We start from the raw sequence: 25,765 nt of genomic DNA, 5'->3' as shown, positions 1-25,765 counted from the left end.
GAGGCGTCGCGTCGAAACCCGCGCCCAACCCCACGCCGGTTGAGCCGACACCGAGCACAGCGAGGCGTCGCGTCGAAACCCGCCCGCCGCCACACCCCATGCCGGTTGAGCCGACACCGAGCACAGCGAGGCGTCGCGTCGAAACCCGCGCCCAACCCCACGCCGGTTGAGCCGACACCGAGCACAGCGAGGCGTCGCGTCGAAACCCGCCCGCCGCCACACCCCATGCCGGTTGAGCCGACACCGAGCACAGCGAGGCGTCGCGTCGAAACCCGCCCGCCATCACACCCACCGACCCGCTCAACCAGCATGGCGCGAGGTTTCGACGCGGTGGGTCGCTCCGCTCGCCACCGGCTCAACCAGCAATCCCGCTGCCTCAGATCCACTCAGCGCAGCGCGGGCACCACCTGCTGCTCGAAGAGTTCGAGATCCTCACGGTCGTGGGCGATGTTCGGGAAGTAGAAGATCCCGTAGGACATCCCGGCTTCCTCGAGCCCACGCAGGTTCTCCGCGACCTTGTCCGGCGTCCCGACCGCGGGCATCCCGCGGAACGCCCCCATGCTGCCCGACGCCGCGTCGGGTCCGACGATCTTCGCGAGCCGCGTCTCGAGGTCGGCGAGCTTGCGCTCCACGTCGGCGTCGGTCGCACCGAGCATGACGTTGTAGTTCGACGACCGGACGATCGAATCGAAGTCGCGTCCGAGGTCGGCGCAATGCTGTCGGAGCACCGACGATTTGTGGGCGAACCCTTCGGGGGTGCCGTCGAAGTTGGTGTAGTCGGCATAGTGCGCCGCGATCCGGAGCGTCTTCTTCTCTCCACCGCCGGCGATCCACAGCGGCAGCTTCCCGGCAGTCGGCTGCGGCCGGCAGATGGCGTCGTTGACGGTGTAGTGCTTGCCGTCGAGGGTCGCGCGGCCGGTCTCCCACGCCTGCTTCATGATCTGCACGCCCTCGTCGAGCCGGGCGAGTCGCTCTCCTGCCGAGGGAAATCCGTATCCGTAGGCGCGCCACTCGTGTTCGTACCAACCGCCGCCGATGCCCATCTGCACGCGCCCTCCGGAGATGAGGTCGGCGGTGGCGGCGACCTTCGCCAGGTACATGGGGTTGCGGTAGCTCATCGCGGTGCACATCTGTCCGATGTCGACGCGACCGGTGGTCGCGGCCAGCGCCGACACCAGCGTCCAGGCCTCGTGCGTGGCCTCGTCGGTCGGCAGCGGGACGGTGTGGAAGTGGTCGTAGACCCAGACCGAGTCCCAGCCGGCGGACTCGGCGCGGTTCGCCACCGACGACATGACCTCCCACTGGTTCGCCGGGTCGATACCCACGAGATCAAGCCGCCAGCCCTGGGGAATGAAGAGTCCGAATCGCATGATGTCCAACCTACGCACTGACCGCGGCACCGACACACCGCCGCGTCTGCCCGTCGCCACGATAGTCTGATACTGGATATTCCATCCATAGATGAGTTCGTCGACTCGCCGCCGGCTGCCACGACATCGCCGCTGGTCGATCCATCGACAATTCGGGAGAAGGACACATGACAGCAGGCGACCGGCCTGAATACGATACGAACATCCTGCACCAGGAGCGGTCCCGGCTTCGGCGGGAGATGCTGATCGACCGGCCGTGGACCGAGGTGATCCTGGTCCGCCATGCGCAGCAGTCCTTCGATCCCGATGATCTGGAAGCCGGCGGTGCGGCCGGGCCGGGGCTCTCCGCGATCGGGTCCAGGCAGGCGCGGCTGACCGGCGAACTCCTCGCGGACGAGCCGCTGACGGCCGTCTACTCGAGTCGGTTGACCCGCGCGGTGTCGACCGCGGACGCCGTCGCCGCCCTGGCCGCAGCACCTCTGACGACGCAGATCCGGAACGACCTGCGGGAGATCGAGATGCACGGCGAGCAAGCCGAAGACGGGGCGTCCGTGCGCGACCGGCTCCGCGGTGCACTCACTGCGATCGCCGAGGAGCATTCCGGGCAGACCGTCGCAGCGGTGAGCCACGGCGGTGCGATCAGCACGTTCCTCGCCTCCCTACTGGGGGTCGAACGGGACGTCTTCTTCTTCGCCGCTCACGCCTCGGTGACCCGGGTTCGCCACCACGACGGGGCATGGGCCGTGCAGTCCGTCAACGAGACCGGCCACCTTCGCAGCCACGATCTCATCAGTCACTGAGCGGTCGACGCGCCATCGGCGTCCGGCCTGCCGCTACTCGCTACGCGGCCGGATGTGCTCCCGCGCAAACCGCCGGAGACCGTCGATCGCCTCACCGGACCGGCTCCACGGCGCGACGATGACACGGTCGATCCCGCTCGCGGACCAGCCCTCGGCGTCGACCTCGCCCTGATGCGCGGCGACGGTGGTCTGCAGCGGCCGCGACCGGCCGGAATCCCGCTCTGCGGCACGCAGTCTGGCGAGCGGGGCGGCCACGGACGCCGGAGTGTGGTGCATACCGATCCACCCGTCACCCCGGGCCACGGCCCGCCGCAACGCCGGGGCCGACTCGCCGCCGATGTGCAGCGGCGGTCGCGGCTGCTGGACCGGCTTGGGCTCGAAGCCGACGCTCGGGAATTCGTGGTGCGCACCCTGGTAGGCGAAACTCTTCTGGGTCCAGAGGCCGTCGAGCACATCCAGGGTTTCGTCCAGCAGTTCGCCTCGCCGCGCGAAATCGACTCCGACGAGGTCCCATTCGGCCTCCGACCACCCGGCGCCGACGCCCAGTTCGACGCGACCTCCGGACACCACGTCCAGCGTCGCCACCGCGCGTGCCGCCACGAACGGATGACGCAGCGCGGGTTGGTACACGTAGGTGCCCAACCTCAGCGTGGTGGTGACCGCCGCCAGTGCAGCGAGGTGAACCATGACGTCGAAGATCGGCGAATGCGAGGAGATCGGGAGCTCGCCGTCGGGGTACTTCTCGCGATCCACCTCCTCGGGCAGCATGAGATGGTCCGACATCCAGATCGATTCGTACCCGGCGCGCTCGGCTTCGATCGCGACATCTCGCCACAACGCGGGGTGGACCCGGAGCAACGACACCCCGTACCGCGGACCGTCCGCCGTTCCGCCTCAGCCATGGACCTCACCGCGCACATCTCCGTCCGGGCCGACCTCGCCCTCGCGGGTGACCCGTCGGTACGAGAAGCGCCAGCCGCTGTCGGTGAGCGTGTATTCGTCGGTGTACCGGCCCCATTCCGCCAGCCCGAAGTGCCTGATCAGCGCCACATAGGCGGTACCGCGTGCGGTGCGCGGCCCCGTCATGTCGATGACATGGGTTGTCAGGTGGTGGAATACGCGGGCACTGACACCGGTGTCGCGGATCTCCGCCAGCCAGGCCGACTTCACGCCCTCGAAGAATCCCTGGATGTCCTCGTGCCCGGTGTACCTGCGTGGTGCGGCGTCGAGGTCGACGAACTCGAGGGTGCCGTCGGCGGTGAACAGTCGGGCTTCCTGTTCGGTGCGGCCGGTGTCGCCGTAGAGGTTGTAGCGGGCGGCGAGATCCCGGATCTCCTCGCGGGCGGCTGCTTCGTCCGGCTGCATCTTCACTTCTCCCATCAGCTGATCCCGCGATGCGGCAGCGAGCCGCGCGCCATGACCGTGCAGTATCCGGTGGTGGTGACACCGTCGACGACGATCTTCGCGAACTGTTCGCGGTGGCCGCTCGGGGTTGGATCACCGTCGAGCAGTACGGCTTCGGGTGGAACCAGCTCGTAGACTCGTGTTCGACGAGGTCGCCGCGCGGCACCCCGAGGCCGCGGCCGTCCCGGTAACCTCCGTCGTACCCGGTGCCGGCATAGGCCCACGGCTCCAGCAGCGGAGTGGCCACGATCTCGTGGCGGGCACCGGCATCGGTCTCCACCTCGATCCGCACCGACCGATAGGTTCTCGTCCCCGGCACGAACTCCGTTGTCACATCGGCGATCACGACAGTCGAGTGCCGGCCGTCGACGCCGATGACCTCGCCGTCGAGGTAGGTCACCGTGCCGCGCTGGTTCTCTCGTCTGGACACACAGACACAGAAGTCGGCGGTCGCCGCGTACAGCACCGTGTGCATCATCGGCGCCGAGCTACGGGCCGCCGGATCGGCCACCGAACGGTCGATACCGCCGACCCCCGGACGCACGCCCCACGAATGATCGCGCACCGCCCACCAGTCGTCGACGCTGATGCGGGCACCGTCGATCGACAGCCATCCGTCCCAGCGGCCGATCTGGTTGTAGCGGGTGATCTCCTGGGTGACCCGACCGGTACTCGCGTCGAGGTAATGCTCTTCGGTGTACGGGTCGAATCCGGAGGTGAACACCAGGTCGGCGGCCAGTGGGGTGCTGTCACCGGACCACGCGACCCGCACCGTGCGATACGGCTCGAGGATCTCCACCGCGAGGTCACCGACGGCGGACTGCGCGGTCGCGGTGGTCAGCGGCCGCGACCATCGCGAGTTGAACTGACGACCGCCGCGCTGGACCGCTCCGTACCCGTCGCAGACCCCGATGTTCTTGTACAGGGCCATGCCGGAGATGAACCCGGCGTCCCCGGCGGGATCGACGCCGGCAAACCAGTACCGGTCGTAGAACCGCGGGTCGGAGGTGCCGGCGAACCCGAACGGCCACGGCACCTGATGCATCAGGGTCTCGTCGAGCGGGTGCAGGGCGCGCGTGTTCACCGGTCCACCTCGAATGCCTTGTCCAGCGCGCCGAGCAGATAGCGGGGCGCGTAGTCCAATCCCAGAAGCGCGTCGAGCAGTGTGCGCGGCTCGTTGACCAGGCGGCCGAGCCCGCAACTCGACGTGGGCCACGAGCTTCGCTGTTTTTGGGCGCTTGGCGGCCTGCTGGGCTTTCCACTGCGCCACCAACGCCCGATACTCGAGCTTCCCGCTCCTGGTTGCGGCGTTGCGCCGTAGCTCTACGTGAGATCGTGGCCGGACTGCGCCCGATCCGCCGTGCGATCTCACGCACCCCACGATCCTGGGCGCGTAGCAGCGCGATCTCTTCCCGTTCGGCGAACGATAGATAGCGGCCCGAAGGCTCATCCAGACTCAGCGGCCTCATGCCGCCAGCGTGGCGGAACCAGCGTGTACCCACCGGCACCGACACACCGACAGCGATCGATGCCTGCGCCGTGCTCACCCCCGTCGCGACCACCCGCCAAAACTCACGTTGCACCTGCCGCGACGGCTCCGGCCGCCCCGGCGATCGCATCGCCGGCCGAAGTGCACGATCAGCACGCCACTGCCGACGAACACCTACCGCCACATCGCTGGTCTTCCAACTCCAGTCCGCCGTAGCCACCGCGAACACCTCCATGATCATGGTGTTGCGACGACCAGTTGAATCCGCCGGGTCTGTGGTGATTGTAGTGATGAACCCAGTCCTGGTAGGTCTGGGCGCGGGCCTCGTCTGACAGGTAGGTCTGGGCGTAGGCCCATTCCTGGTTCAGCGTCCGGTTGAATCGTTCGACTTTGCCATTGGTTTGTGGTCGGTACGGACGGGTACGTTTGTGCGTGATCTCGGGACCCAGGGTTTGCTTGAAAAGGTGTGAGCGGTAGCAGGATCCGTTGTCGGTGAGTACCTGTTTGACGGTGACTCCGTGACTGTTGAAGTAGGTCGTTCGCACGCGACCAGAATCCGGCGGCGGTCTCTTTACGTTCGTCGCCGAGGATCTCGGAGTAGGCCAGTCGGGTGTGGTCATCAACGGCGTGATGAACGAAGGCGTAGCCGCGACCGTTCTTCTTGTTGTTGCGGTTACCGATCGTGCGTCCGAGTTTGCGGTGTCCGCCGCCGTTGGGGATCCGGCCGAGTTTCTTGATATCGACGTGGATCATGTCGCCGGGCTCTGGATGCTCGTAACGGCGTGGTCGAGGCCGGCGGACGACCAAGCCCGTGTTGTGGTCGAGATGCCGTAGCAGCGGCATCTGATACCGGCGTAACACCGCTCCGACGGTGCTGCAGGGCAGTTGGAGGTGGTAGGCGATGCGGTGTGGTCCCCAGCGGCGGGTGAAGCGCAGGTTGATGATTCGCCGTTCGCAGCGTGTGGGGGTCCGATTGGGGCTGCGGTGGGGTCGGCTGGATCGATCAGCCATCGCCGCGGGCCCGCCGTCCCGATAGCGGTCGGCCCATTTCTTGGCTGTGGTGGGCGAGCACTGGAACCGTTCGGCGGCTCGGCGGATCGACCAGCCCTCATCGATGAGCACCGAAGCGAGTTTCAGACGCCCCTTTGGGGTCAGTAAGGCATTAGCGTGGGACATGAGGACCTCTTGGTAGCGGCGTGTGTTGTGGTAACCACACCGATACCGGAGGTCCTCACCTATTCACTGGCGCCACACCGTCCACAACGTCCCTGGTCATTACAGCTACGGCGCCAGCGAGGTCGGCACCACCTGCATGATCAGCGCACAGGACTGGCTCGACCGCCCCGGCTCGGTGGGACGGGCGGTGCCTCCGTTCGAGGCCTACATCGCCGACGAGCACGGCAATCCCGCACCACCCGGTACCGAAGGGCCCCTGTGGTTCCGGGACACCTCGGGGCACGGGATCAGCTACACCTCCGGCGTGCGTAGCGGCAACGAGTTCACCCTCGGCGAGATCGGTCGCATGGATGCCGACGGTTACGTCTGGATCACCGACCGGTTGTCGGACATGGTGGTGTCGGGCGGAGTCAACATCTATCCGGCGGAGGTCGAGCAGGCGCTCTGCACCCTGCCCGAGGTTGCCGACGTCGCCTGCTTCGGGATTCCCGACGAGGCGATGGGCGAGCGGCTGGTCGCACTCATCGTGCCGGCCGACAGTGCGAAGCCGCCGGACCCCGCCGACATCGCGACCCGTGGTCGAGCCCTCCTGGCCGGTTACAAGATTCCCAAGGAAATCCATCTGACCGACTCCCTACCGCGCACAGCCGTGGGGAAGCTGGACAAGAAGGCGATGCGATCGCGTCACGCGGTGAAGGTCGACGCGGTGAAGGTCACACTGTAGGCGATCGGCGTTCCCCTACGGTGCATCCATAGAGTTATATACAATTGAGCAATCTCATTCTACAGGATCACCGCATATCGGTTGAGGGGAACACGTGGCACGCGCAAAGAGAATGCCTGACATCACCGATCCGGTCGATTGGGCCAAACACTACTGGGAGCAACAGGGACTCGACGGCGACGAGCAGCGCTTTCTCGCCATGACGTCCCTGTTGCGTTACCAGCGCATCGTCGCCGATTCCGTCGATTCCGAGCTCAAGGCCCACGGCCTGAACATGACCGACTATCTGCTGCTGATGACGTTGCAGCTGTCGGAGACCGGCACCCGCCTGATCTCGAGCCTGGCCCGCAACCTCCTCGTCCACGCGACCACGGCCACCCTGGCCACCGACCGCCTCGAGGCGCGTGACCTCCTCGAGCGCAGCCCCCATCCGACGGACCGGCGCGCGACCTGTGTCACGATCACCAAGGCGGGCCGCACGAAGGTCGACGAGGCCACCCGCGCCCTGACGGCCATCGACTTCGGGATGAAAGGCAGCACCATCCAGGACGTCGAACAGCTCCGTGCCGCACTGACCGCGATGCGCCACTCGGCCGGGGACGCCTGAAAACGACACCGGTAAAGCCATTAGTCTAGTACTAGAGTAATGGCATGTCTTCTGCGAGAGTCGGTTCCACCGGAGTATTCACCAGTCTCGGCCGCGCGCGGCGTAGCGGAGCGGCCGACACCGGGCGATGCGCCGAACGCGCGTCATTCCAGACGCTGTGGCTCGCCGACGTACGAGGGGACCTCTCCGCCCTCACCGAGATCACCGCGGCCACCACCGAGATCGTCACCGCCACCGCGGTATTGAGCATCTGGGACCTGGCGGCCGCCGACCTCGCCCGCACGTGGGACGACCCCACGAACCGGATGGTGTTGGGCGTCGGCGTCAGCCATCCGTCGATGGCGCCGCCAGGCAGTTACCGTAATCCGTTGTCCCTGCTCGAGAATTACCTTGACACTCTCGAGGCGAGTCGACCGCAGCCGATCCCGTGCATGATCGGCGCGAACGGTCCCAAGATGCTCGAGCTCGCCGGTCGACGCACCCACGGGGCGATCACCCAGCTCGTGACCCCCGAACGCACCGCCCGCCAGCGCGAATGGCTCGGATCGACCGCGACGCTGGCCACCGAGGTCAAGGTCGTCACCACCGGCGACGCGGCCGATCGCCGCCGTCTCGGACGGGCCAATCTCGGGAACTACCTGCACCTTCCGGGATACCAGAAGAATCTGCGAGCCATGGGATTCGACGACGGGGATTTCTCCGGCGGGGGCAGCGACCGGCTCGTCGACGCACTGGTCGCCGGCCCCGACCCGGACCAGATCAGGGAGCGGATGAGGCAGCAGCGCGACGCCGGCGCCGATCACCTGGCCCTGCACGTACTCAGCGATTCCAGCGATGCACCCCTGTCCCAGTGGACAGAACTCGCCGGCGTTCTCGCGGACGACCTCGACCCCCAGACGAAGGACGGTTCACACCGACGACGCACCAGGCAACTCCGACACCCGAAGCCGTCGCCGCACTCCCCCGGCTGCTCTCCGCCGACAACTTCCGCGACCTCGCGGGGACCGGCGACGGCTACGCCGCGGCCGGTGGCCGGTTACGGCGCGGGGTCCTGTTCCGTTCCAACCGCCTCGAACTCGACGCCGACGATCTGGCCACCATGGCCACGTTCGGCCTGACCGCCATCCACGATCTGCGCCAACCCAACGAGGTCGCCAGGCATCCGAACGTCGAGATCCGCGGCGCCCGGTGGCACCACCACCCGGTTCCCGGCATCCCCGAGTCCGAGGTCTCCTCGCTGATGACCGCGGCACAGACCTACCAGGCGATGCTGGTGAACTATCAGACCTTCGTGACGGACCCGGCCTGCCGGGCGGGCTTCGCCAGCCTGCTGCGGACGATCGCGCGTACCGACGGCCCCCAGCTGTTCCATTGCGCCGCCGGCAAAGACCGGACCGGCTGGGCCGCCGTACTCCTCCACCACATCGCCGGCGTCGACCGCGAGGTGATGCTGGAGGACTACCTGCTGACCGACACCTATGCGGTCACCAGCAGACAGGCCACCCTGGATTCGATCCTCGAGAACCTCGGCTCCGAACGTGTGCCCGCCTACGAGCCCGCCTTCTCCTGCGACAGCAGGTATCTCGATGTCGCGTACGAAGCGGCCGACGACTCCTACGGCGGTCTCGACGGTTACCTGACCCGCGGCCTCGAACTCGACGACGCCGACCTCGAGGCGATCCGCACCCGATTCGTGCACAGTTCGCCGGCCTCGGCCTGAGACCGGGGTATCGGGCCGGGAGTCGGGCACACATACCGACTCCCGGCCCGAGCTCAGGGGGACGGTGACCGTCCGGTCGCGAACTCCTGACAACTATATCTGAGAATCAGTTATTTATCACTAGACTTTTCGCTGCCTGCGCCGGTTGAGCCGGCACCGCCCCCTCCGCCGGTTGAGCCGGCACCGCCCCCTCCGCCGGTTGAGCCGGCACCGAGCGCAGCGAGGCGCTGCGTCGAAACCCCCTCCGCCGGTTGAGCCGGCACCGCCCCCTCCGCCGGTTGAGCCGGCACCGAGCGCAGCGAGGCGCCGCGTCGAAACCCCCTCCGCCGGTTGAACCGGCACCTCACGACGCGAGACACCCGCCCCCTCCGCCGGTTGAGCCGGCACCGAGCGCAGCGAGGCGCCGCGTCGAAACCCCCCACCCACTTACGAGCAGTCCGGACTGTTTGTGTGTTACGCTCACCACTGTGACCGAGCCCACCAGCACTCCGCGTCGGCGAACCCAGGCCGAACGCACCGCGGCGACCCGCACCCGGGTCCTCGACGCCGCGGTCGAAGCGCTGGTCGAGGTCGGCTACGCGGCCACCACCACCCAGGAGGTCAACCGGCGCGCAGGCGTCTCCCGCGGCGCACTGCTGCACCACTTCCCCACCCGGGAATCGCTGGTGGTCGCGGCCGTCGCACACCTCGTCGACCGTCGTCTCGAGGAGGTCCTGTCCCGCCCGCGTACGGGTGAGGAGGGACTCGAAGTCCTGATCGAGGCGTTCAGCGGACCGCTGTTCGACGCCGCCCTGGAGCTCTGGGTGGCCGCCCGCTGTGACGTCGGCCTGCGCACCGCCCTCATCCCGCTCGAACAGCGGGTCTCCGACGCCCTCGCCTTGGGTTGCGCCGAGCTGTTCGGCGACCGGTACACCCCGCAGGAACTCGAACTGTCCATCGAACTCGCACGCGGCCTCGCGGTGTCGCGCATCCTGCGATCCCCCGCCGCCGACCGCGACTACCTCGACCGTCTTCTGCCCGTCTGGAAGGACCTGTTGACCCATGACTGAACTCAGTTCGCTCCCCGAACGCGTCGACGTTCTCGTCGTCGGCGTCGGATTCGGCGGCCTCGCCGCACTTCACCGGCTGCGCAAGGACCATCCCGGGCTGCAGACGCTCGCCATCGAGCGCGCCGGCGGCGCCGGCGGGGTCTGGCGCGAGAACGACTACCCGGGTGCCGCCTGCGACGTCCCGACCTCGCTGTACTCGCTGTCGTTCGCCCCGAACCCGGACTGGTCGCACACCTACGGTCGACGCCACGAGATCCACAACTATTTGCGTTCCGTCGCCGCCGATTATGAGGACCAGATCCGCTACGACTGCGCGCTGACCGCGGCCCGCTGGGACGGTGCCGCGCAGGAGTGGGTCGTCGACACGACCACCGGCCGGATCCGCACCCGCTTCCTCGTCGCCGCGCCGGGCGCGCTGTCCGAGCCGGGACTACCCGAGGTGCCGGGCGCCGACGGGTTCACCGGCACGATGTTCCACTCCGCCCACTGGGACCACACCCACGACCTGCGCGGACGTAAGGTCGCGATCGTCGGCACCGGCGCGTCGGCGATCCAGATCGTGCCCGAGATCGTCGACACCGTCGGACATCTCACCGTCTTCCAGCGCACCCCCGCCTGGGTCGTGCCACGCCTCGACCGCAACATCGGCCCGATGGAACGCGCCGTCTACAAGCGCGTCCCCGGCGTCCATCGCCTGGTCCGACGGATGGTGTGGGCCTACCGCGAGGCCTACGTGCTGATGATGGCGCGCAACCCCAAGCTGCTGCCGATCGCGAAAACCCTTGCCCTGGCACAGCTCCGCGTCCAGGTCCGCGACCGTGCCCTGCGCAAGCGCCTCACCCCCGACTACACCATCGGCTGCAAGCGGATGCTGTTGACCAACAAGTGGTTCCCCGCCCTGCAGCGGGACAACGCCACCGTGACCGGCGCCATCACCCGCCTCACCGCGAACGGCGCCGTCGACGATCAGGGCCGCGAGCACGAGGTCGACACCGTCATCTTCGCCACCGGATTCACCCCCACCGAACCGCCCATCGCGAAGGTCGTCACCGGGCGCGACGGACGCACCCTGGCGGAGACGTGGCAGGGCTCGCCGCGCGCATACCGCGGCGTGGAGGTCCACGGCTTCCCGAATCTGTTCTTCCTGTACGGCCCCAACACCAATCTGGGCCACAGCTCGATCGTGCTGATGCTCGAACCGCAGGCGTACTACATGTCGAAGACGATCGCCGAGGTCACCCGGTCCGGACACTCGACCTTCGAGGTCACCCAGGCCGCGCAGGACTCCTACAACGCCGACCTGGACCCCGAACTCGAACGCACGGTGTGGAATTCGGGCGGTTGCTCGAGCTGGTACCTCGACTCCACCGGACGCAACTCGGTGATGTGGCCCAAGTTCACCAGTGACTTCCGTCGGCAGATGGCGTCCTTCGAGGCCGCCGACCACCGCTTCGACGACGCCGTCCCGGCCGTCTCCGAAGCCGTTGAGACCACCGCAATCGACACCGATCCCGAGAGGACCCTCGCCCAGTGACGCGCTCCCGTGTTCGTGACGCCGTTCGTCATGACGCCGACCACTACGACGCCATCGTCATCGGTTCCGGATTCGGCGGTTCGGTGGCCGCACTCCGGTTGACGGAGAAGGGTTATCGCGTCGCGGTCATCGAGTCGGGTCGTCGTTTCACCGACGCCGACCTCCCCAAGACCAGTTGGCGCCTCCGGGATTACGTGTGGGCACCGGCACTCGGTATGTTCGGCGTGCAGCGCATGCATCTCCTGCGCGACGTGCTGGTCATGGCCGGTGCGGGTGTGGGCGGAGGCTCGCTCAACTACGCGAACACGCTCTACCGGCCGCTCCCCGCCTTCTTCGACGACCCGCACTGGGGCCGGATCACCGACTGGGCCGCCGAACTCGACCCCTACTACGACCAGGCGTCACGCATGCTCGGCGTGACCACCTACCCGAAGGTGACGCCGGCCGACCGGGTGATCCGCAAGGTCGCCGAGGACATGGGCGTCGGCGACACGTTCGTCCACACCCCTGTCGGCGTCTTCTTCGGTGAGCCGGGCAAGACCGTCGAGGACCCGTACTTCGGCGGTGCCGGCCCGGCCCGTACCGGCTGCACCGACTGCGGCGCCTGCATGACCGGCTGCCCGGTCGGCGCGAAGAACACGCTGGTCAAGAACTACCTGTATCTCGCCGAGCAGGCGGGAGCGACGGTCATTCCGCTGACCACCGTCGACACCGTCCGCCCGCGTTCCGGAGGCGGGCACACGGTCGGGGCGCATCGGACGGGTCGACGCCGGTCGCGTCGTGGTCGCCGGTCGTTCACCGCCGACCACGTCGTCTTCGCCGCCGGCACCTACGGCACCAACAAGCTTCTGCTGGACATGCAGCAGAGCGGAACCCTTCCCGGGCTGTCGTCGCGTCTGGGCAAGGTGGTCCGCACCAACTCCGAGGCCGTCCTGGCCGCGACCGCCACCGACCTGAAGGTCGACTACACCGAGGGTGTGGCGATCACGTCGTCGTTCCACCCGAACGAACACGCCCATCGAGCCGGTGCGTTATGGCAAGGGCAGCAACCTGATCGGACTGTTGCAGGCGATGCTGATCGATGGCGACAGCCGTCTGCCTCGTCCGCTGGCGGCTCTGGTCGAGATGATCAAGCACCCGCTCGTCACGTTGCGGGGCCTGTCGGTGCGACGCTGGTCGGAACGCACGATCATCGCGCTGGTGATGCAGACCGCCGACAACTCCCTCGAATTGTTCGCCCGCCGAGGACGTTTCGGACCGATGTTGCGCAGCAAGCAGGGTGCCGGCGAGCCCCCGCCGACCTGGATCCCCGTCGGCCACGAGGCGGTCCGCAAGATGGCCGACGAGATCGACGGCGACGCCGGCGGTTCCATCGTCGACTGGCTGAACATCCCGATGACCGCGCATTTCCTGGGCGGTTGCTCGATCGGACGGTCCGCCGCCGACGGCGTCGTGGACCCGTATCACCGTGTGTTCAACCACCCGGGCCTGCACATCGTCGACGGTTCGACGGTGTCGGCGAACCTCGGCGTGAATCCGTCGCTGACGATCACCGCGCAGGCCGAACGCGCACTCGCCATGTGGCCCAACGCCGGTGAGGCCGATCCGCGGCCGGAGCTCGGTGCGTCGTATGAGCCGGTCGCCCCGGTGCCGCCGGTCCGTCCCACGGTCCCCGAGTACGCACCCGCCGCCCTGCGGTTGCCGATCACGCCGATCTCGAACGCCGGCTGAGCTCGCGACCCCGCTCGTCGAGCCGGTAGCGAGCCACCGCCCCCCGCTCGTTGAGCCGGTAGCGAGCGCCAGCGAGCCACCGCGTCGAAACGAGCCACCACCCCCGCTCGTTGAGCCGGTAGCGAGCGCCAGCGAGCCACCGCGTCGAAACGAGCCACCACCCCCGCTCGTTGAGCCGGTAGCGAGCGCCAGCGAGCCACCACCCCCGCTCGTTGAGCCGGTAGCGAGCGCCAGCGAGCCACCGCGTCGAAACGAGCAACCACCCGACCACCGCTCGGCGCCCAGGACTGGCTCGCTCACCACACCCCGGGCGGCCGCAGCTGGATGCTGATCCGGGCGCCGACGCCGCGCACCTTGGGTACCGCGTGTTCCCAGGTGCGCTGGCAGCTGCCGCCCATGACCAGCAGGTCGCCCGACGACAGCGTGAACTTCAGCGACTTGCCACCGCCCCGCGGGCGCAACATCAGTGGCCGCGGGGCTCCCAGGGAGACGATCGCGACCATCGTGTCGTGGGTCGACGCCCGGCCGATGCGGTCACCGTGCCAGGCGACCGAGTCGTTGCCGTCGCGGTAGAGGCTGATGCCGGCGGTCGCGAACCCCTCGGGCAGCTCGTCCCGGTAGTGGCGGCTCAACGCCGCACGCATGTCGGTGATCAACCCGTCCGGGAACGGATCGTCCTTCTGGTAGATCGACACCAGCCGCGGGACGTCGACGACGCGGTCGTACATCTGACGCCGTTCGGCCCGCCAGGGGACGTTCTCGCGGAGGCGGTCGAAGAGTTCGTCCGGCCCGCCGATCCACCCCGGGCACAGGTCCACCCACGCACCGTCGGTGAGCGGACGCCGCGTCAACGAAGTCGACAGGTCGCCGAGCGCCGGTTCTGCGGCGACCTCGGCGAACAACGAGCCCTGGATACCGATGGACATGTCGCCACCATACACCCGTATCGAACGCACGTTCGAGCATTTGGGGTTCGATCGCTGCCCCGATGCCCGGCGGCTGACGGATGACGGCTGCCGGCTGAGCCGGTACCGAGCGCAGCGAGGCACCGCGTCGAAGCCCCCGCACCGCCACCCCCACTGCCGCTGAGTCGGGACCCCCACCGCTGGCTGAGCCGGGCCCCCACCGCTGGCTGAGCCGGTACCGAGCGCAGCGAGGCACCGCGTCGAAGCCCCCGCACCGCCACCCTCACGGGTCGATCATGAGTCTCCGCTGCCCACCCTTCATCGCGAGGCCGGGCAGCAATTCCATTCGCCCTTCGACGAGCGCACGACGCTTTGCACGCGACCAACCGTGCAAGCGGCGTTCGGCCGCATGCGCCTCACCGATATGCGGGAACTCTCTTTGATAGACGAGACGAACAGGAAGCCGTGAGCGCGTGTACCTCGAACCTTTCCCACTCATGTGCTGGTTGACGCGGTGCTCGACGTTGCGCGTGCTGCCGACGTACAGACTGCCGTCGGCGCACTCGAGGATGTAGACGAAGCCGGACATGAATCGACTGTGGACGATGGCGAGGCCTGCGGCACTGTCGTATCCACAGGTAGTAACTCGATCCCCAGCGGGTTCGACGTCGGCTTGCGGGGTGGGCTTCGACGCGGTGCCTCGCTGCGCGAGGAACCGGCTCAGCCAGCGGAGGGGGTGCCTCGGTGCGCGAGGAACCGGCTCAGCCAGCAGTAGGGTGCCTTCGCTTGCGGGGTGGCTTCGACGCGGTGCCTCGCTCCGCTCGGTACCGGCTCAGCCAGCAGTAGGGTGCCTCCGCTTGCGGGATGGCTTCGACGCGGTGCCTCGCTGCGCGAGGAACCGGCTCAGCCAGCAGTAGGGTGCCTCCGCTTGCGGGTGGCTTCGACGCGGTGCCTCGCTGCGCGAGGAACCGGCTCAGCCAGCAGTAGGGCGCCTCGCTGCGCGAGGAACCGGCTCGGCCAGCAGTAGGGTGCCTCGCTGCGCTCGGTACCGGCTCAGCCAGCAGTCGGAACCGGCACGGCACCGGGCTACTCCCCGCCGAGGTGCCCGCTCAACCGGCCGTGCCGTTCGGCGCTGGCGTCGTTGAGCCCGACGATCGTGACGTCCTTGCCCTTGGCCTCGTACTTGGTGGTGATCGCGTCGAGGGTCGCCACCGACGACGCGTCCCAGACGTGCGAGTCGCTGAGGTCGATGACGATGTGGGACTCGCCGGCGGTGTAATCGAACTGGTAGACGAGGTCGTTGCTCGAGGCGAAGAACAGTTCGCCCCGGACCTTGTAGACGCGCGTGTCGGCGTCGGGTCCGGCGACCTCGACCACCTCCGTCATATGCGCGACGCGACGGGCGAACAGCACCGACGCGGTCAGCACGCCGACGACGACGCCGTACGCCAGATTCGACGTCGCGACCGTCACCGCGACCGTCGCCAGCATCACGACGGTTTCCGACTTCGGCATGCGGCGCAACGTCTTCGGGTTGATGCTGTGCCAGTCGAAGGTGCCGACCGACACCATGATCATCACGGCGACGAGCGCGGCCATCGGGATCTTGGCGACCACATCGCCCAGTCCGACGACGAGTATCAGCAGGAAGACGCCGGCCAGGAACGTCGAGATCCGGGTGCGTGCACGGGATTCCTTGACGTTGATCATCGTCTGGCCGATCATCGCGCAGCCGCCCATGCCGCCGAAGAGGCCGGTGACCAGATTGGCGGCTCCCTGCCCGACGGCTTCGCGGGACTTGTTGGAGTGGGTGTCGGTGATGTCGTCGACGAGTTTCGCGGTCATCAGCGACTCGAGGAGACCGACGACGGCCATGGCCAGACCGTACGGCGCGATGACGGTGACGGTCTCCCAGGTGAACGGCACGTCGGGCACCAGCAGCGTCGGCAGGCTGTCCGGGAGTTCGCCCTCGTCACCGACATTCGGCACGTTCAGGCTCGCGATCAGGGTGACCGCGGTCAGCAGCACGATGGCGACCAGCGGCGCCGGCACCACGGTCGTCAGGCGCGGGAACCAGACGATGATCGCGATACCGGCGGTCACCATCGGGTACACCAGCCACGGCACGCCCAGCAGATGCGGCACCTGCGCGGAGAAGATGAGGATGGCCAGCGCGTTGACGAAGCCGACCATCACACTGCGCGGGATGAATCGCATCAGCTTGGCGACCCCGAGCGCACCCAGCAGGACCTGGAAGATGCCCCCGAGCAGCACCGCGGCGATCAGGTACTGCAGGCCGTGACTCTCGACGAGCGGTGCGACGACCAGCGCGACCGCACCGGTCGCGGCCGAGATCATCGCGGGTCGTCCGCCGACGATCGCGATGGTCACCGCCATCGTGAACGACGCGAACAGGCCGACCCGCGGGTCGACGCCGGCGATGATCGAGAACGAGATCGCCTCGGGGATCAGGGCCAGCGCGACGACGAGTCCGGCGAGGACCTCGGTGCGCAGCCGACTCGGTGAGCGCAGCGTCAGCAGGACGGACTGGCGGTCGGCCGGCGAGATGGTGGCCGGTGACACCGCGTCGGGGGCGGTCTGCGCGGACTTCCGCACCGCGGACTCCTCTGGATCGGGGTGGTGAACCCGCGGAACTCTACTCGTCCGCGACCCGCACACTCACATCGTCGGACGGTCCGCCCCTCGGCCGCCGTATCGCTCGCTGCGCGATCGGCCTGTTGCCCCCAGAGAACACCCGCGCCCCGGGGTGTGAAGTGGGACACAGCACAGTTGCGGCGACGATGCTTAAATCGTTTCGTTATAAATCACGAGGGGGAAACTCGATGAAGCGCTCCGGTGTCGCCGGTTTGTTGGTTGCTGCCGCCATGCTGATCCCGATCGCCCCGGCGACGGCCAACCCGGTCGACGACCTGTTCGGCAGCGCCAGCGGCAGCCTGGACTCCGGAAGCGCCGCGCTGGGGTCGTCGGGCGACAAGGTCACCCACTACGGCAAGCTCGGCCGCGCGGGCGCGCCGAACGGCGTGAAGTCGATCAACGTCTGGGCCTACAACCCGAAGGGCGCCAAGGAGACGACGCCGGGCACCTTCGCGAAGAACTCACGCCTCGGCGTGCGCTGGAACTCGATCATCGCCTCCGGCCCCATCGTCGACGGCAACGAGTGCCGCATGGAGGTCCGCCTCGCCGGACCGAAGGTGCCCAAGGAAGCGGCGCTGTACAAGACGCAGGACTGCACCGCGGTGAAGTCCTACTTCTTCAAGGGCGGCGGCAACTTCACCATCCGCGTCACCGACCTGATCTCGGGCGCATCGAACAGCATCGCGTTCTCGGTCGAGTGATTCACCGGCCGGGGACGTAGCACAATGCGGGCTGAGTGCTGGTTTCCAGCACTGAGCCCGCACTGTATGTGAGGAGCTGCGGCACTCACCCCGCCGACACGTCGAACTTCTCCCCGGTGAGACGTTCGGATTCGGCCCAGAGCCGCGCACGGAACGACTCGTCGTCGGCGACCTTCTTGTACTTGTTCCGTCCGGGCGCGCCGTGGAGGCCGAAGAATTTGGTCGGCCCGAAGTACGTGCCGGATTCGAGTCCCGACATGGTGGCGGCGTACAGCTGCGGCAACGCCCCGTCGGCGGCGGACTGCGCGATCGGCAGCTTGTTGCCCAGCTTCGCCACGACGTCGGTGAAGTTCTCGCTGCGGCCCTGCAATTCCGTTGCGGCATAACCGGGGTGGGCGATGAACGACTGCTTCGACGAGCCGGCGTCCTTGAGTCGTTTGGCGAGCTCGAGCCCGAACATGAGATTGGCCAGTTTGGAGTCGCCGTAGGCCTGCCAGCGGCGGTAGCGGCGCTGTTCCCAGTTCAGGTCGTCGAGTTGGATCCTCCCGATCTGGTGCACGCCCGACGACACGGTGACGACGCGGTCGGTGATCTTCGGCAGCAGCAGCGCGGTGAGGGCGAAGTGACCGAGGTGGTTGGTGCCGATCTGCATCTCGAAGCCGTCGGCGGTGCGCCGCAGCGGTACGGCCATGAGTCCGGCGTTGTTGATGAGGACGTCGGCGCCGGTGAAGCTCGATGCGAAGGAGCGGACCGAGGCGAGGTCGGCGAGGTCGAGTTCGGCGACCGTCGCGTTGGGTCCCAGCTTCGACGCGACGGCGTCGGCCTTGGTGGTGTTGCGGCAGGCCAGGATGACGTGCGCGCCGGCGGCGACGAGCGCTTTGGCCGTCTCGGCCCCGAGGCCGCTGTTGGCGCCGGTCACCACGACGGTGCGGCCTGTCTGATCCGGAATGTTCGCTGACGTCCAATCGTTCATCGCAACCCCCTGGGTGGTGTGTGGCCCCGGCGTCGTCACCGCGATCCTGCGGCCCACGCTATTGACGACGTAGGACGGCGTCAACGATCCGTCTCGAGCGGCCGGGGGGTTTCGACGCGGTGGCTCGCTTCGCTCGCTACCGGCTCAACCTGCAGGACGCGTGGCTCGCTTCGCTCGCTACCGGCTCAACCCGCAGGACGCGGTGGCTCGCTCCGCTCGACCCGCAGGACGCGGTGACTCGCTTCGCTCACTACCGGCTCAACCAACAGAACACGGCGAGTCATCTCGAGCAGACAGTCCCGACGTTCCGGTGCTCACCCGCCGAAGAACGTCGTCAGCCGCAGTGGACTGGCGCCGACGATGCGTCGTGCCGGGCGAAGCAGTTCGGCGATCAGGTTGCGCGACGAGCCGAGTCGTTCGACGAGGTCGGTGGGGGCGTAGAACTCGGTGGGCTGGGTTCGGCCGCGCATGATGCGGCTGCCGAGGAGTTCCCATTCGTCGGCTTCCGCGCCGGCCGCGTCGAGGGCGGCGCCGCTGGCCAGGGCGGGGACGCGACCGGTCTTGGCCATGTCGGACAGGCGGGCGGATTCGTTCACCGGGTCGCCGATGACGGTGTATTCGTAGCGTCGTTCGGCGCCGATGTTGCCGGCGAAGACCTCGCCGAAGGAGACGCCGATCCCCCACCGGATGTCGAGGCTCTTGGCGAGGCGGTCGGCGAGGTCGCGGGCGGCGGCGAGCGCGTGCCCGGCCGGGTCGTCGAGTTCGACGGGCGTCCCGAAGACGGCGAGCGCGGCGTCGCCCTCGAATTTGTTGACGAAGCCGGAGTGCTGGTCGACGACGTCGAAGACGATGCTGAAGAACGCGTTGAGCAGTTCGGCGACGTCGTCGGGACTACGGTCCTGGGACAGCCGCGTCGAGCCGACGATGTCGACGAACAGGACGCCCACCTCGGTGTTGGTGCCGTGCATGCCGACGCCGTCGCTGATGGCGAGTTCGGCGACGGTGTCGCCGACGTGGCGGGCGAAGATCTCCCGCATCCGGTCGCGTTCGGCGAGTCCCTGCACCATCACGTTGAATCCGTGTTGCAGCACACCGAGTTCCGACGAGTCGTAGACGGGGACGCGGGCGTTGTAGTCGCCGTGGTCGACGCGGTGGACGGCTTGGCGCATCTCGGTCAGCGGGTCGGTGATGGCCTGTCCGACCAGGACGATGACGCGGGCCCCGGCGAGGAGTCCGACGATGGTGAGCACGACGGTGGTCCAGTCGACGGCGCCGTAGACCTCGGGCAGCATCCCGGTGAAGCGGCCGGCGTTGACGGTCAGCAGCCCGATCATCGGCACCGCCGAACTCACCGCCCACACCGCGAGCAGCCGGATCCGGACGCCGTTCATGACGTGGTTGGCCGGGAAGTCCTCGAGGACGACGATGGCCAGCGGTCGGGCGGCGCGTTCGACGAACAGATAGGTCAGGCAGGCACTCGACATGCCGGCGAGGCTGAACGCCACCGCGACGCCGGCGACGGTCGCGACGGTGAGGTCGTCGGCGACGAGCACATAGAACAGCGCGGCGCCGAACCACGCGACCACGGTGACGAGCAGCTGGAATCCGGGTATGCGTTGCACCGAGCGTCGACGCGCATGGTCGGCGGGCCGGCAGCTGATGAACCAGTGCAGCTGGGGTCGGAAGACCAGCAGTCCGAGCAGCAGGTTGACCAGCAGGCCGGTGATGATCGCGCCGACGACGGCCGGGAAGTTGGGGGCGCCGAGCGTTTCGGCGAAGGTGAGTTGCCCGCCGTTGAAGGCCAGCTGGACGAGGAGGAAGGTCTCGACGCCGATCAGCGCGTTACTGGCGACGACACCGGTCATCGCCGTGACGGTCGCGTGGCGGGCGATGCGGGCCCGCATCTCCGGGCCGACGCGAGCCCACGTCTTGGGGCTCGGAACCGTGGGCAGTCCCCACAGCATCCCGGAGGTGCGGTGTCTCAGTCGCGTCCACGGCACGCCACGGCGGGTGCGGCGCCTGCGTCCCATGGGCTTCTCCTGCCTGAAGGCGATACTGGCAGCCTACCGAAGCGTGTGTAACCGAGGACACATCAAAAGTCCCTTGTCGACCGGGCGGGTGAGAACAGACCGGCACCCACGCGGGGGATGCGTGGATGCCGGTCCGTGCACCGTCCGGACTCAGGGGTGTCGAGTCCGGTCGGGGGTGTGCGGGAGATCAGGCCTGGAGAGCCTCGATCTCGAGGGTGATGGTGATCTTGTCGCCGACGACGACGCCGCCACCCTCGAGGGGCATCTCGATGTCGATGCCGAAGTCCTTGCGGTTGATGACGGTCTTGGCGTCGAATCCGGCGACGACGCCCTGGCCCATGCCCGGGTTGGTGCCGTTGTACTCGAGCTCGAGGCTGACCGGCTTGGTGACGCCCTTGAGGGTGAAGTCGCCGTCGAGGATGTAGTCGTCGCCCTTGGCGCGCACGCCGGTGGAGACGAAGGTGGCCGTGGGGAACTGCTCGGCGTCGAAGAAGTCGGCCGACTTGATGTGGCCGTCGCGCTGCTCGTTGTTGGTGTTGATCGAGGTCACGTCGATCTCGGCCTGCACGGCCGGGGTGCCGTCCTCGGCGACGGTGATGGTGCCGGAGAAGGTGTCGAAGGTGCCGCGCACCTTGCTGACCATGAGGTGCTTGACGGAGAAGCCGACGGCCGAGTGGACGGCGTCGATGTTCCAGGTGCCGGCGGGGATCGGGGCCTTGACGGTGGTGGCTGCGGTCATGATTGCGTCCTTCCAGACGAGCGAGGTGGTTGGTTCGCGTGGGCCTGGTCGACCCATCGCCACCGTAAACGGACCTCGGTCCGGTTTTATTCCCCGGGGCCGACTTTCTCGTGTGAGACACATCACCCGATGGCGGAAGTCGAGTTTGCGGCCCCCATTTTGCGCAGCGTCCACCGCCGGCGGGGTCGATGGCTCCCACTCGCGCGACGCCGAGCGGCCGGCACCAGCCATCTGAGAGGATGGACCGCCATGAAGCTGTGGGTCGATGATCTGCGCACGCCTCCCGACGGTTGGGCGTGGGCGAAGACGAGCGCGGAGGCGATCGGCATGCTGACCGATCATGCCGTGACGGAGCCGTCTCTCGATCACGACCTCGGCGGCGACGACACGACGCGTCCGGTGGTGTTGTGGATGTGCGAGCACGAGGTATGGCCCGAGGTCGTGCGGGTGCACAGCGCCAACCCCGTGGGTGTCGAGTGGCTGACGGGCATGGTCGACCGCTACCGCCCATGATCCTGAACGCGTGAGGCGCGGCGTCGTGCCCGCCTAGGACGTCAACGGTGAGTCACCGGAACCGATCCCGGCCCCCGGTCCCGGCGCTGTGAGCGGACTATCCGCGCCCGATGAGAAGTGCGGCCACCATGAAGGCGATCACGACGAGGGAGATCGCGCAGCCCAGCAGCACCTGCTTGCGCGTGGACATGGGCGCGTAGGGGTCGTTGTACTCGTAGCGGTACACGACCTTCGCCGGCTCGGTCGCCGGCGGTTGCGGGGTCGCTGCCGGAGCCCGGTCCGGTGAGCGGCCGTCGACGGGCGGGTTCGCCGCGTTCGACGAGTTGGCATCTGTCACGCCCGCAATCATGCCCAACCGGCGAGTGACCCGCCAGCCGAATCCGTGTCGTCTGATCGGTGGAAATTCTTGTCGCAGAACGTATCTGAGAACGACACAATCCGGTGGGACGACCGTACGATTCGGTCACAAGGCCCAGAAGGGGTCTATTTCCAGGCGAATACCGGCTGCTCGAACTCGTCGACGCGGGTGTGGCGGTCGCGCAGCACGACTTCGGCGAACTGGTAGATCACCGCCGCGGTGGGCGCGTGCACCAGCGCCTCGACGATGGGCAGCTGGATCACCGGGCGCTCCGACTGCGGGATCGTCAGGAACCGGGGCTGCACGGCGAGTTCCGCGAACGTCACGAAGAACAGCTGCGCCACCTCGGCGGGGTTCGGCGTGGGCTCCTGGTAGTCCTCGGCCCAGCAGACGATGGGGGTGATCACGAAGCCCGAGCGCGTCGGGTAGTCGTCGAGGGTGCCCAGCACCGAGCTGGGCGGCAGCTGCACCCCGAGTTCCTCGTCGAGCTCGCGCAGTCCCGCGGTGATGTGGTCCTCCCCCGGGTCCAGCCGGCCGCCGGGCAGCGCGAACTGGGCGGCGTGGCGCCGCATGGTCGGGGGCCGTTTGCACAGCCAGATCCCCTGCCTGCCGTCTTTCTCGGCCACCGTCAGCACCACGGATGCCGGCCGCGCGCCCGGGACGTCGACCCTGCGGGGTGCGAACCGTTCGACGCGCTCGGCCGCCACGGCCCGTTCGAGGTGAGTCACACCCTCAGTTGATCACGTTTCCCGTCCGACGCCGTGACCGCCTGCCCGAGGTGATAGCTGACCACGCTCAGTGCGAACAGGCCGATGCCGAGGTTGAGCACCGCGCCGAAGCCTTCGAGCGCGAAGTCGACGAGGGCGTTGCTCAGCATGAACACCAGCGACGCGATGCGCAGGGTGCGCAGCGGCCAGATCCCGGCCATCCCCCGCCGGCGGGCCAGCATGGCGGGCAACGCCAGCGCCAGCGTCGCGATGCCGCTGAGGAACAGAATCCAGGTGGCGATGCGGTTGTCGGCGAGTTCGATGTAGATGTCGATGTCGTCGAAGCGGTCCTTGGTGAACACGAAGCTGAGCGCGCCGATGACGACGGTGACCGTGGAGAAGGCCACCAGGCTCCAGCCGACGACCGGCACCCAGCGCGGACTGCGGAAGAAGTCGGGGATCAGGCCGACGGCCCGGTCCCGCAGGATCATCAGCCGGTCCGGTGTGCCCTTGCTCGAGTCGAGCAGGCCGCGCACCTGGTCGACGGTGGCGGCGTCGAAGCCCTTGGCGGCGGCCATCTCGAGGAATTCCTCGGCCTGTCGCCGACGACGCTCCGGCAGGCCGTGGGCGACGCCGTCGGCGGCGATCGAGGCCGCGTTGGCGAGGGCTTCGGCACCGGTCGGCGGGGTGAAGTCGCGGACGATGCGGCTGATCAGCAACACCAGCACGACGAGGACGTACATGATCTCCGCCGACGGCCCGTAGAAGTAGTCGTTGTCGCGGGTGACGAACTTGCCGACCTCGTCGAGGAACAGCCCGAAACCGATGCCGCCCAACACCACCGCCGTCACCCGCGCGGTGGCGCCCAGGAACAGCCAGCCGGTGATCAGCGCCAGCATCATCAGCGCACCACCCCACAGGGCGTGGGCGATGTGCAGGGTGCCGCCACCGATCTGCGGGTAGCCGGTCAGGTGCAGGTACAGCCGGGTGATGAGGATCGTGCCGATCGCCAGGATCAGGAACCACTCGACGGCCGCGGTCCCGTAGACGCTGCGGATGAGCACCGACGTGGCGCGATTTCTCATGCAGAGAAGTATGTGGCCACCCGGACCTTCCGGCCGGTGAAAAACGGCGACGGGTCTGTGCCGTGTACGAGGCGGCGTCCGTGGGAGATCCCTCCCCGGCCGGGGTGCCGCCTTCCGGTGATGGGAACCGGACGGCCGCCGGGCGCGTCTCATTGTCGACGACGTCGACGGGCCGGGCACTGCCGCACCCGCCGCGGGCGAGGTGTGCCCCCGACCCCCCGACCCCGCATCCGACCCCGAGGGAGGCACCGCCGTGGACACTGTCGGCGCACCGGCGACGACACCCCCGCGGCCGCACCGGCTGCGACGAGCTCGTCGGCGCCGATGAGCATCACCAAGTACCGGACGGGGTCGGGTGAGCTGCGCTGGCGGGTGCAGTGGCGGCTGCCCGACCGGCGGACCCGGAGCAAGACGTTCGGCACGCGGCGCGAGGCGCAGGCCTTCGAGGCCGAGGTGATCGCCGCCCGCAACCGGGGTGTGGTGTTCGACCCGCATCGCGGCGACGCGTTCACCGTCGCCGCGGTCTATGCGTCCTGGCTGGCCACCCGCCAGGACGTGACCCCGAAGGTCCGGCGGGGTTTCGAGGACAACTGGCGGCTGTACGTGCAGCCGCAGTTCGGGGCGTGGCCGGTGACCCGGGTGGACCGGGCGTCGATCCAGACGTGGGTGAACGCGATGGACTGTGCGCCGCGCACCAAAAGGTGGCGGCATTCGCTGCTGCGGATGATCCTGGCGCACGCCGTGCTCGAGGGTCTGCTGGTGAAGAACCCGGCCGAGGTGACGGTGTTTCCGCCGCTGGTGCCGGCCGAGCACCTCTACCTCACCCACGCCGAGGTCGACGAGCTCGCCGGGCGGTGCGGCGCGCAGGGTGACATCGTGCGCATCCTGGCCTACACCGGGCTGCGCTGGGGTGAGCTGACCGGGCTGAACGTGGCCGACGTCGATCTGGTCCGCCGCCGGATCTCGGTGCGGCGGTCGATGACCCAGGTCGGCGGGCGACTGGTGACCGGCACCCCGAAGAGCCGCGCCGGGCTGCGGACCGTGCCCATCCCGGGGTCCGTGGTGGCGGTGCTGGCCGCCCGGATCGGTGGACGTGCCCGCACCGCCCCGGCGGTCACCTCACCGCGCGGGGCGCGGCTGAGCCGGGAGAACTGGGTGCGCGCGGTGCGGTGGCGTGAGCAGGTCACCGCGCTGGGCTACCCGGCACTGCGGGTGCACGATCTGCGCCACACCTATGCGAGTCTGGCCCGCGCGGCCGGCGCGGATCTGCGTCTGCTGCAGGTGGCGATGGGGCACGCGTCGATCACGGTGACCGCCCACACCTATGCCGACCTGTTCGACGGCGAGCTCGACGCGGTGGCCGCGGCGCTCGATGCGCGCCTCACCGCGATCCGCTCCGACCGGTGACAACCCCTACCGCGCGGCAATTCCCCTCGTCCCAGCCAGATCCCAGCTCTCCGCGTCGCCATGCGGGTCCGCACCCGCGCGCCCACGA

The 25,765-nt window shown here is 68.3% G+C and carries 23 protein-coding genes and 4 pseudogenes; 13 read left to right on the top strand and 14 right to left on the bottom strand.

From position 1 onward, the window contains the following. Positions 1-386 precede the first annotated feature (386 nt). Complete coding sequence (locus GAA2_RS05695; RefSeq protein ID WP_006438191.1) at positions 387-1,370, bottom strand: LLM class F420-dependent oxidoreductase; 984 nt, start codon at positions 1,368-1,370, stop codon at positions 387-389. A gap of 167 nt (positions 1,371-1,537) precedes the next feature. Between GAA2_RS05695 and GAA2_RS05690 the strand changes: the two genes are divergently transcribed. Continuing rightward, complete coding sequence (locus GAA2_RS05690) at positions 1,538-2,170, top strand: histidine phosphatase family protein (protein ID WP_006438190.1); 633 nt, start codon at positions 1,538-1,540, stop codon at positions 2,168-2,170. Positions 2,171-2,203: 33 nt separating this feature from the next. On the opposite strand, the gene GAA2_RS05685 is transcribed toward GAA2_RS05690, so the two are convergent. After that, positions 2,204-3,034: a TIGR03619 family F420-dependent LLM class oxidoreductase gene (locus GAA2_RS05685; RefSeq protein ID WP_006438189.1), complete on the bottom strand. Its 831-nt coding sequence runs from the start codon at positions 3,032-3,034 to the stop codon at positions 2,204-2,206. A gap of 30 nt (positions 3,035-3,064) precedes the next feature. Further along, a complete protein-coding gene (locus tag GAA2_RS05680) occupies positions 3,065-3,550 on the bottom strand; it encodes a nuclear transport factor 2 family protein (protein ID WP_081598272.1) in 486 nt (161 codons plus the stop codon). Between the two features lie 425 nt (positions 3,551-3,975). Between GAA2_RS05680 and GAA2_RS05675 the strand changes: the two genes are divergently transcribed. Together GAA2_RS05675 and GAA2_RS05670 are read left to right on the top strand one after the other, a co-directional pair. Next, the gene (locus GAA2_RS05675) at positions 3,976-4,131 is read left to right on the top strand and encodes a hypothetical protein (protein WP_191834803.1); all 156 of its coding nucleotides are present in this window, start codon (positions 3,976-3,978) and stop codon (positions 4,129-4,131) included. 159 nt (positions 4,132-4,290) lie between these two features. Beyond that, complete coding sequence (locus tag GAA2_RS05670; RefSeq protein ID WP_157228345.1) at positions 4,291-4,443, top strand: hypothetical protein; 153 nt, start codon at positions 4,291-4,293, stop codon at positions 4,441-4,443. Positions 4,444-4,769: 326 nt separating this feature from the next. On the opposite strand, the pseudogene GAA2_RS23425 reads toward GAA2_RS05670, so the two are convergent. Beyond that, a pseudogene (locus tag GAA2_RS23425) lies at positions 4,770-5,043 on the bottom strand (helix-turn-helix domain-containing protein); the annotation flags it as partial. A gap of 169 nt (positions 5,044-5,212) precedes the next feature. Continuing rightward, positions 5,213-6,239, bottom strand: a pseudogene (locus tag GAA2_RS05660) (IS481 family transposase). Between the two features lie 61 nt (positions 6,240-6,300). Between GAA2_RS05660 and GAA2_RS05655 the strand changes: the two are divergent. From GAA2_RS05655 to GAA2_RS05625, 7 genes and pseudogenes are all read left to right on the top strand, one after another. Beyond that, positions 6,301-6,963, top strand: coding sequence for a class I adenylate-forming enzyme family protein (locus GAA2_RS05655; RefSeq protein ID WP_159406169.1), 663 nt, complete (start codon positions 6,301-6,303; stop codon positions 6,961-6,963). 112 nt (positions 6,964-7,075) lie between these two features. Next, positions 7,076-7,570: a MarR family winged helix-turn-helix transcriptional regulator gene (locus tag GAA2_RS05650; protein WP_051349605.1), complete on the top strand. Its 495-nt coding sequence runs from the start codon at positions 7,076-7,078 to the stop codon at positions 7,568-7,570. A gap of 44 nt (positions 7,571-7,614) precedes the next feature. Further along, positions 7,615-8,433 (top strand): annotated as a pseudogene (locus GAA2_RS05645) (TIGR03620 family F420-dependent LLM class oxidoreductase); the annotation flags it as partial. Further along, positions 8,421-9,290, top strand: a complete 870-nt coding sequence (locus GAA2_RS05640; RefSeq protein WP_024498639.1) for a tyrosine-protein phosphatase — start codon at positions 8,421-8,423, stop codon at positions 9,288-9,290. The pseudogene GAA2_RS05645 and the gene GAA2_RS05640, both read left to right, overlap by 13 nt. A 467-nt stretch (positions 9,291-9,757) precedes the next feature. Continuing rightward, on the top strand, positions 9,758-10,339 hold the full coding sequence (locus GAA2_RS05635; protein WP_006435414.1) for a TetR/AcrR family transcriptional regulator: 582 nt from the start codon (positions 9,758-9,760) through the stop codon (positions 10,337-10,339). Next, the gene (locus tag GAA2_RS05630; protein ID WP_006435413.1) at positions 10,332-11,873 is read left to right on the top strand and encodes a flavin-containing monooxygenase; all 1,542 of its coding nucleotides are present in this window, start codon (positions 10,332-10,334) and stop codon (positions 11,871-11,873) included. Before GAA2_RS05635 ends, GAA2_RS05630 begins: the two co-directional genes overlap by 8 nt. Then, a pseudogene (locus tag GAA2_RS05625) lies at positions 11,870-13,604 on the top strand (GMC oxidoreductase). The gene GAA2_RS05630 and the pseudogene GAA2_RS05625 overlap by 4 nt, the downstream one beginning before the upstream one ends. 296 nt (positions 13,605-13,900) lie before the next feature. Here GAA2_RS05625 and GAA2_RS05620 read toward each other — a convergent pair. From GAA2_RS05620 to GAA2_RS05610, 3 genes are all read right to left on the bottom strand, one after another. Then, positions 13,901-14,530 carry an alpha-ketoglutarate-dependent dioxygenase AlkB gene (locus GAA2_RS05620; RefSeq protein ID WP_096273333.1) on the bottom strand — a complete coding sequence of 210 codons (630 nt, stop codon included), beginning with the start codon at positions 14,528-14,530 and terminating at the stop codon, positions 13,901-13,903. A gap of 262 nt (positions 14,531-14,792) precedes the next feature. Continuing rightward, the gene (locus GAA2_RS05615) at positions 14,793-15,098 is read right to left on the bottom strand and encodes a GIY-YIG nuclease family protein (RefSeq protein ID WP_096273331.1); all 306 of its coding nucleotides are present in this window, start codon (positions 15,096-15,098) and stop codon (positions 14,793-14,795) included. A 497-nt stretch (positions 15,099-15,595) separates the two neighbouring features. Beyond that, a complete protein-coding gene (locus GAA2_RS05610) occupies positions 15,596-17,125 on the bottom strand; it encodes a SulP family inorganic anion transporter (protein WP_374978473.1) in 1,530 nt (509 codons plus the stop codon). A 227-nt stretch (positions 17,126-17,352) separates the two neighbouring features. On the opposite strand from GAA2_RS05610, the gene GAA2_RS05605 reads away from it, so the two are divergent. Then, entirely contained in the window at positions 17,353-17,865 is a 513-nt protein-coding gene (locus tag GAA2_RS05605; RefSeq protein ID WP_006435408.1) for a hypothetical protein, read from the top strand. An 85-nt stretch (positions 17,866-17,950) separates the two neighbouring features. Here the strand turns inward: GAA2_RS05605 and GAA2_RS05600 are convergent, their stop codons facing one another. The 3 genes from GAA2_RS05600 to GAA2_RS05590 form a co-directional block, all read right to left on the bottom strand. After that, positions 17,951-18,838 carry an oxidoreductase gene (locus tag GAA2_RS05600; protein ID WP_006435407.1) on the bottom strand — a complete coding sequence of 296 codons (888 nt, stop codon included), beginning with the start codon at positions 18,836-18,838 and terminating at the stop codon, positions 17,951-17,953. 314 nt (positions 18,839-19,152) lie between these two features. Then, positions 19,153-20,868 carry an adenylate/guanylate cyclase domain-containing protein gene (locus GAA2_RS05595; protein WP_024498633.1) on the bottom strand — a complete coding sequence of 572 codons (1,716 nt, stop codon included), beginning with the start codon at positions 20,866-20,868 and terminating at the stop codon, positions 19,153-19,155. Positions 20,869-21,055: 187 nt separating this feature from the next. Further along, positions 21,056-21,607: a YceI family protein gene (locus GAA2_RS05590; protein ID WP_006435405.1), complete on the bottom strand. Its 552-nt coding sequence runs from the start codon at positions 21,605-21,607 to the stop codon at positions 21,056-21,058. Between the two features lie 249 nt (positions 21,608-21,856). On the opposite strand from GAA2_RS05590, the gene GAA2_RS05585 reads away from it, so the two are divergent. Continuing rightward, positions 21,857-22,120, top strand: a complete 264-nt coding sequence (locus tag GAA2_RS05585; RefSeq protein WP_024498632.1) for a cyclic-phosphate processing receiver domain-containing protein — start codon at positions 21,857-21,859, stop codon at positions 22,118-22,120. A 97-nt stretch (positions 22,121-22,217) separates the two neighbouring features. Here the strand turns inward: GAA2_RS05585 and GAA2_RS05580 are convergent, their stop codons facing one another. From GAA2_RS05580 to GAA2_RS05570, 3 genes are all read right to left on the bottom strand, one after another. Continuing rightward, positions 22,218-22,457, bottom strand: a complete 240-nt coding sequence (locus GAA2_RS05580; RefSeq protein ID WP_157228274.1) for a hypothetical protein — start codon at positions 22,455-22,457, stop codon at positions 22,218-22,220. Between the two features lie 146 nt (positions 22,458-22,603). Next, positions 22,604-23,206 carry an NUDIX hydrolase gene (locus GAA2_RS05575; protein WP_024498630.1) on the bottom strand — a complete coding sequence of 201 codons (603 nt, stop codon included), beginning with the start codon at positions 23,204-23,206 and terminating at the stop codon, positions 22,604-22,606. Further along, a complete protein-coding gene (locus GAA2_RS05570; protein WP_006435402.1) occupies positions 23,203-24,249 on the bottom strand; it encodes a hypothetical protein in 1,047 nt (348 codons plus the stop codon). The genes GAA2_RS05575 and GAA2_RS05570 overlap by 4 nt, the downstream gene beginning before the upstream one ends. A 345-nt stretch (positions 24,250-24,594) precedes the next feature. Here GAA2_RS05570 and GAA2_RS05565 point away from each other — a divergent pair, with 345 nt between their 5' ends. Then, entirely contained in the window at positions 24,595-25,677 is a 1,083-nt protein-coding gene (locus tag GAA2_RS05565; RefSeq protein ID WP_024498629.1) for a tyrosine-type recombinase/integrase, read from the top strand. The last annotated feature ends 88 nt before the right edge of the window (positions 25,678-25,765 follow it).

The sequence above is a fragment of the Gordonia ajococcus genome (assembly GCF_012974285.1).
Taxonomy (GTDB): domain Bacteria; phylum Actinomycetota; class Actinomycetes; order Mycobacteriales; family Mycobacteriaceae; genus Gordonia; species Gordonia amicalis.
This window is presented reverse-complemented; position numbering and strand designations above follow the sequence as displayed.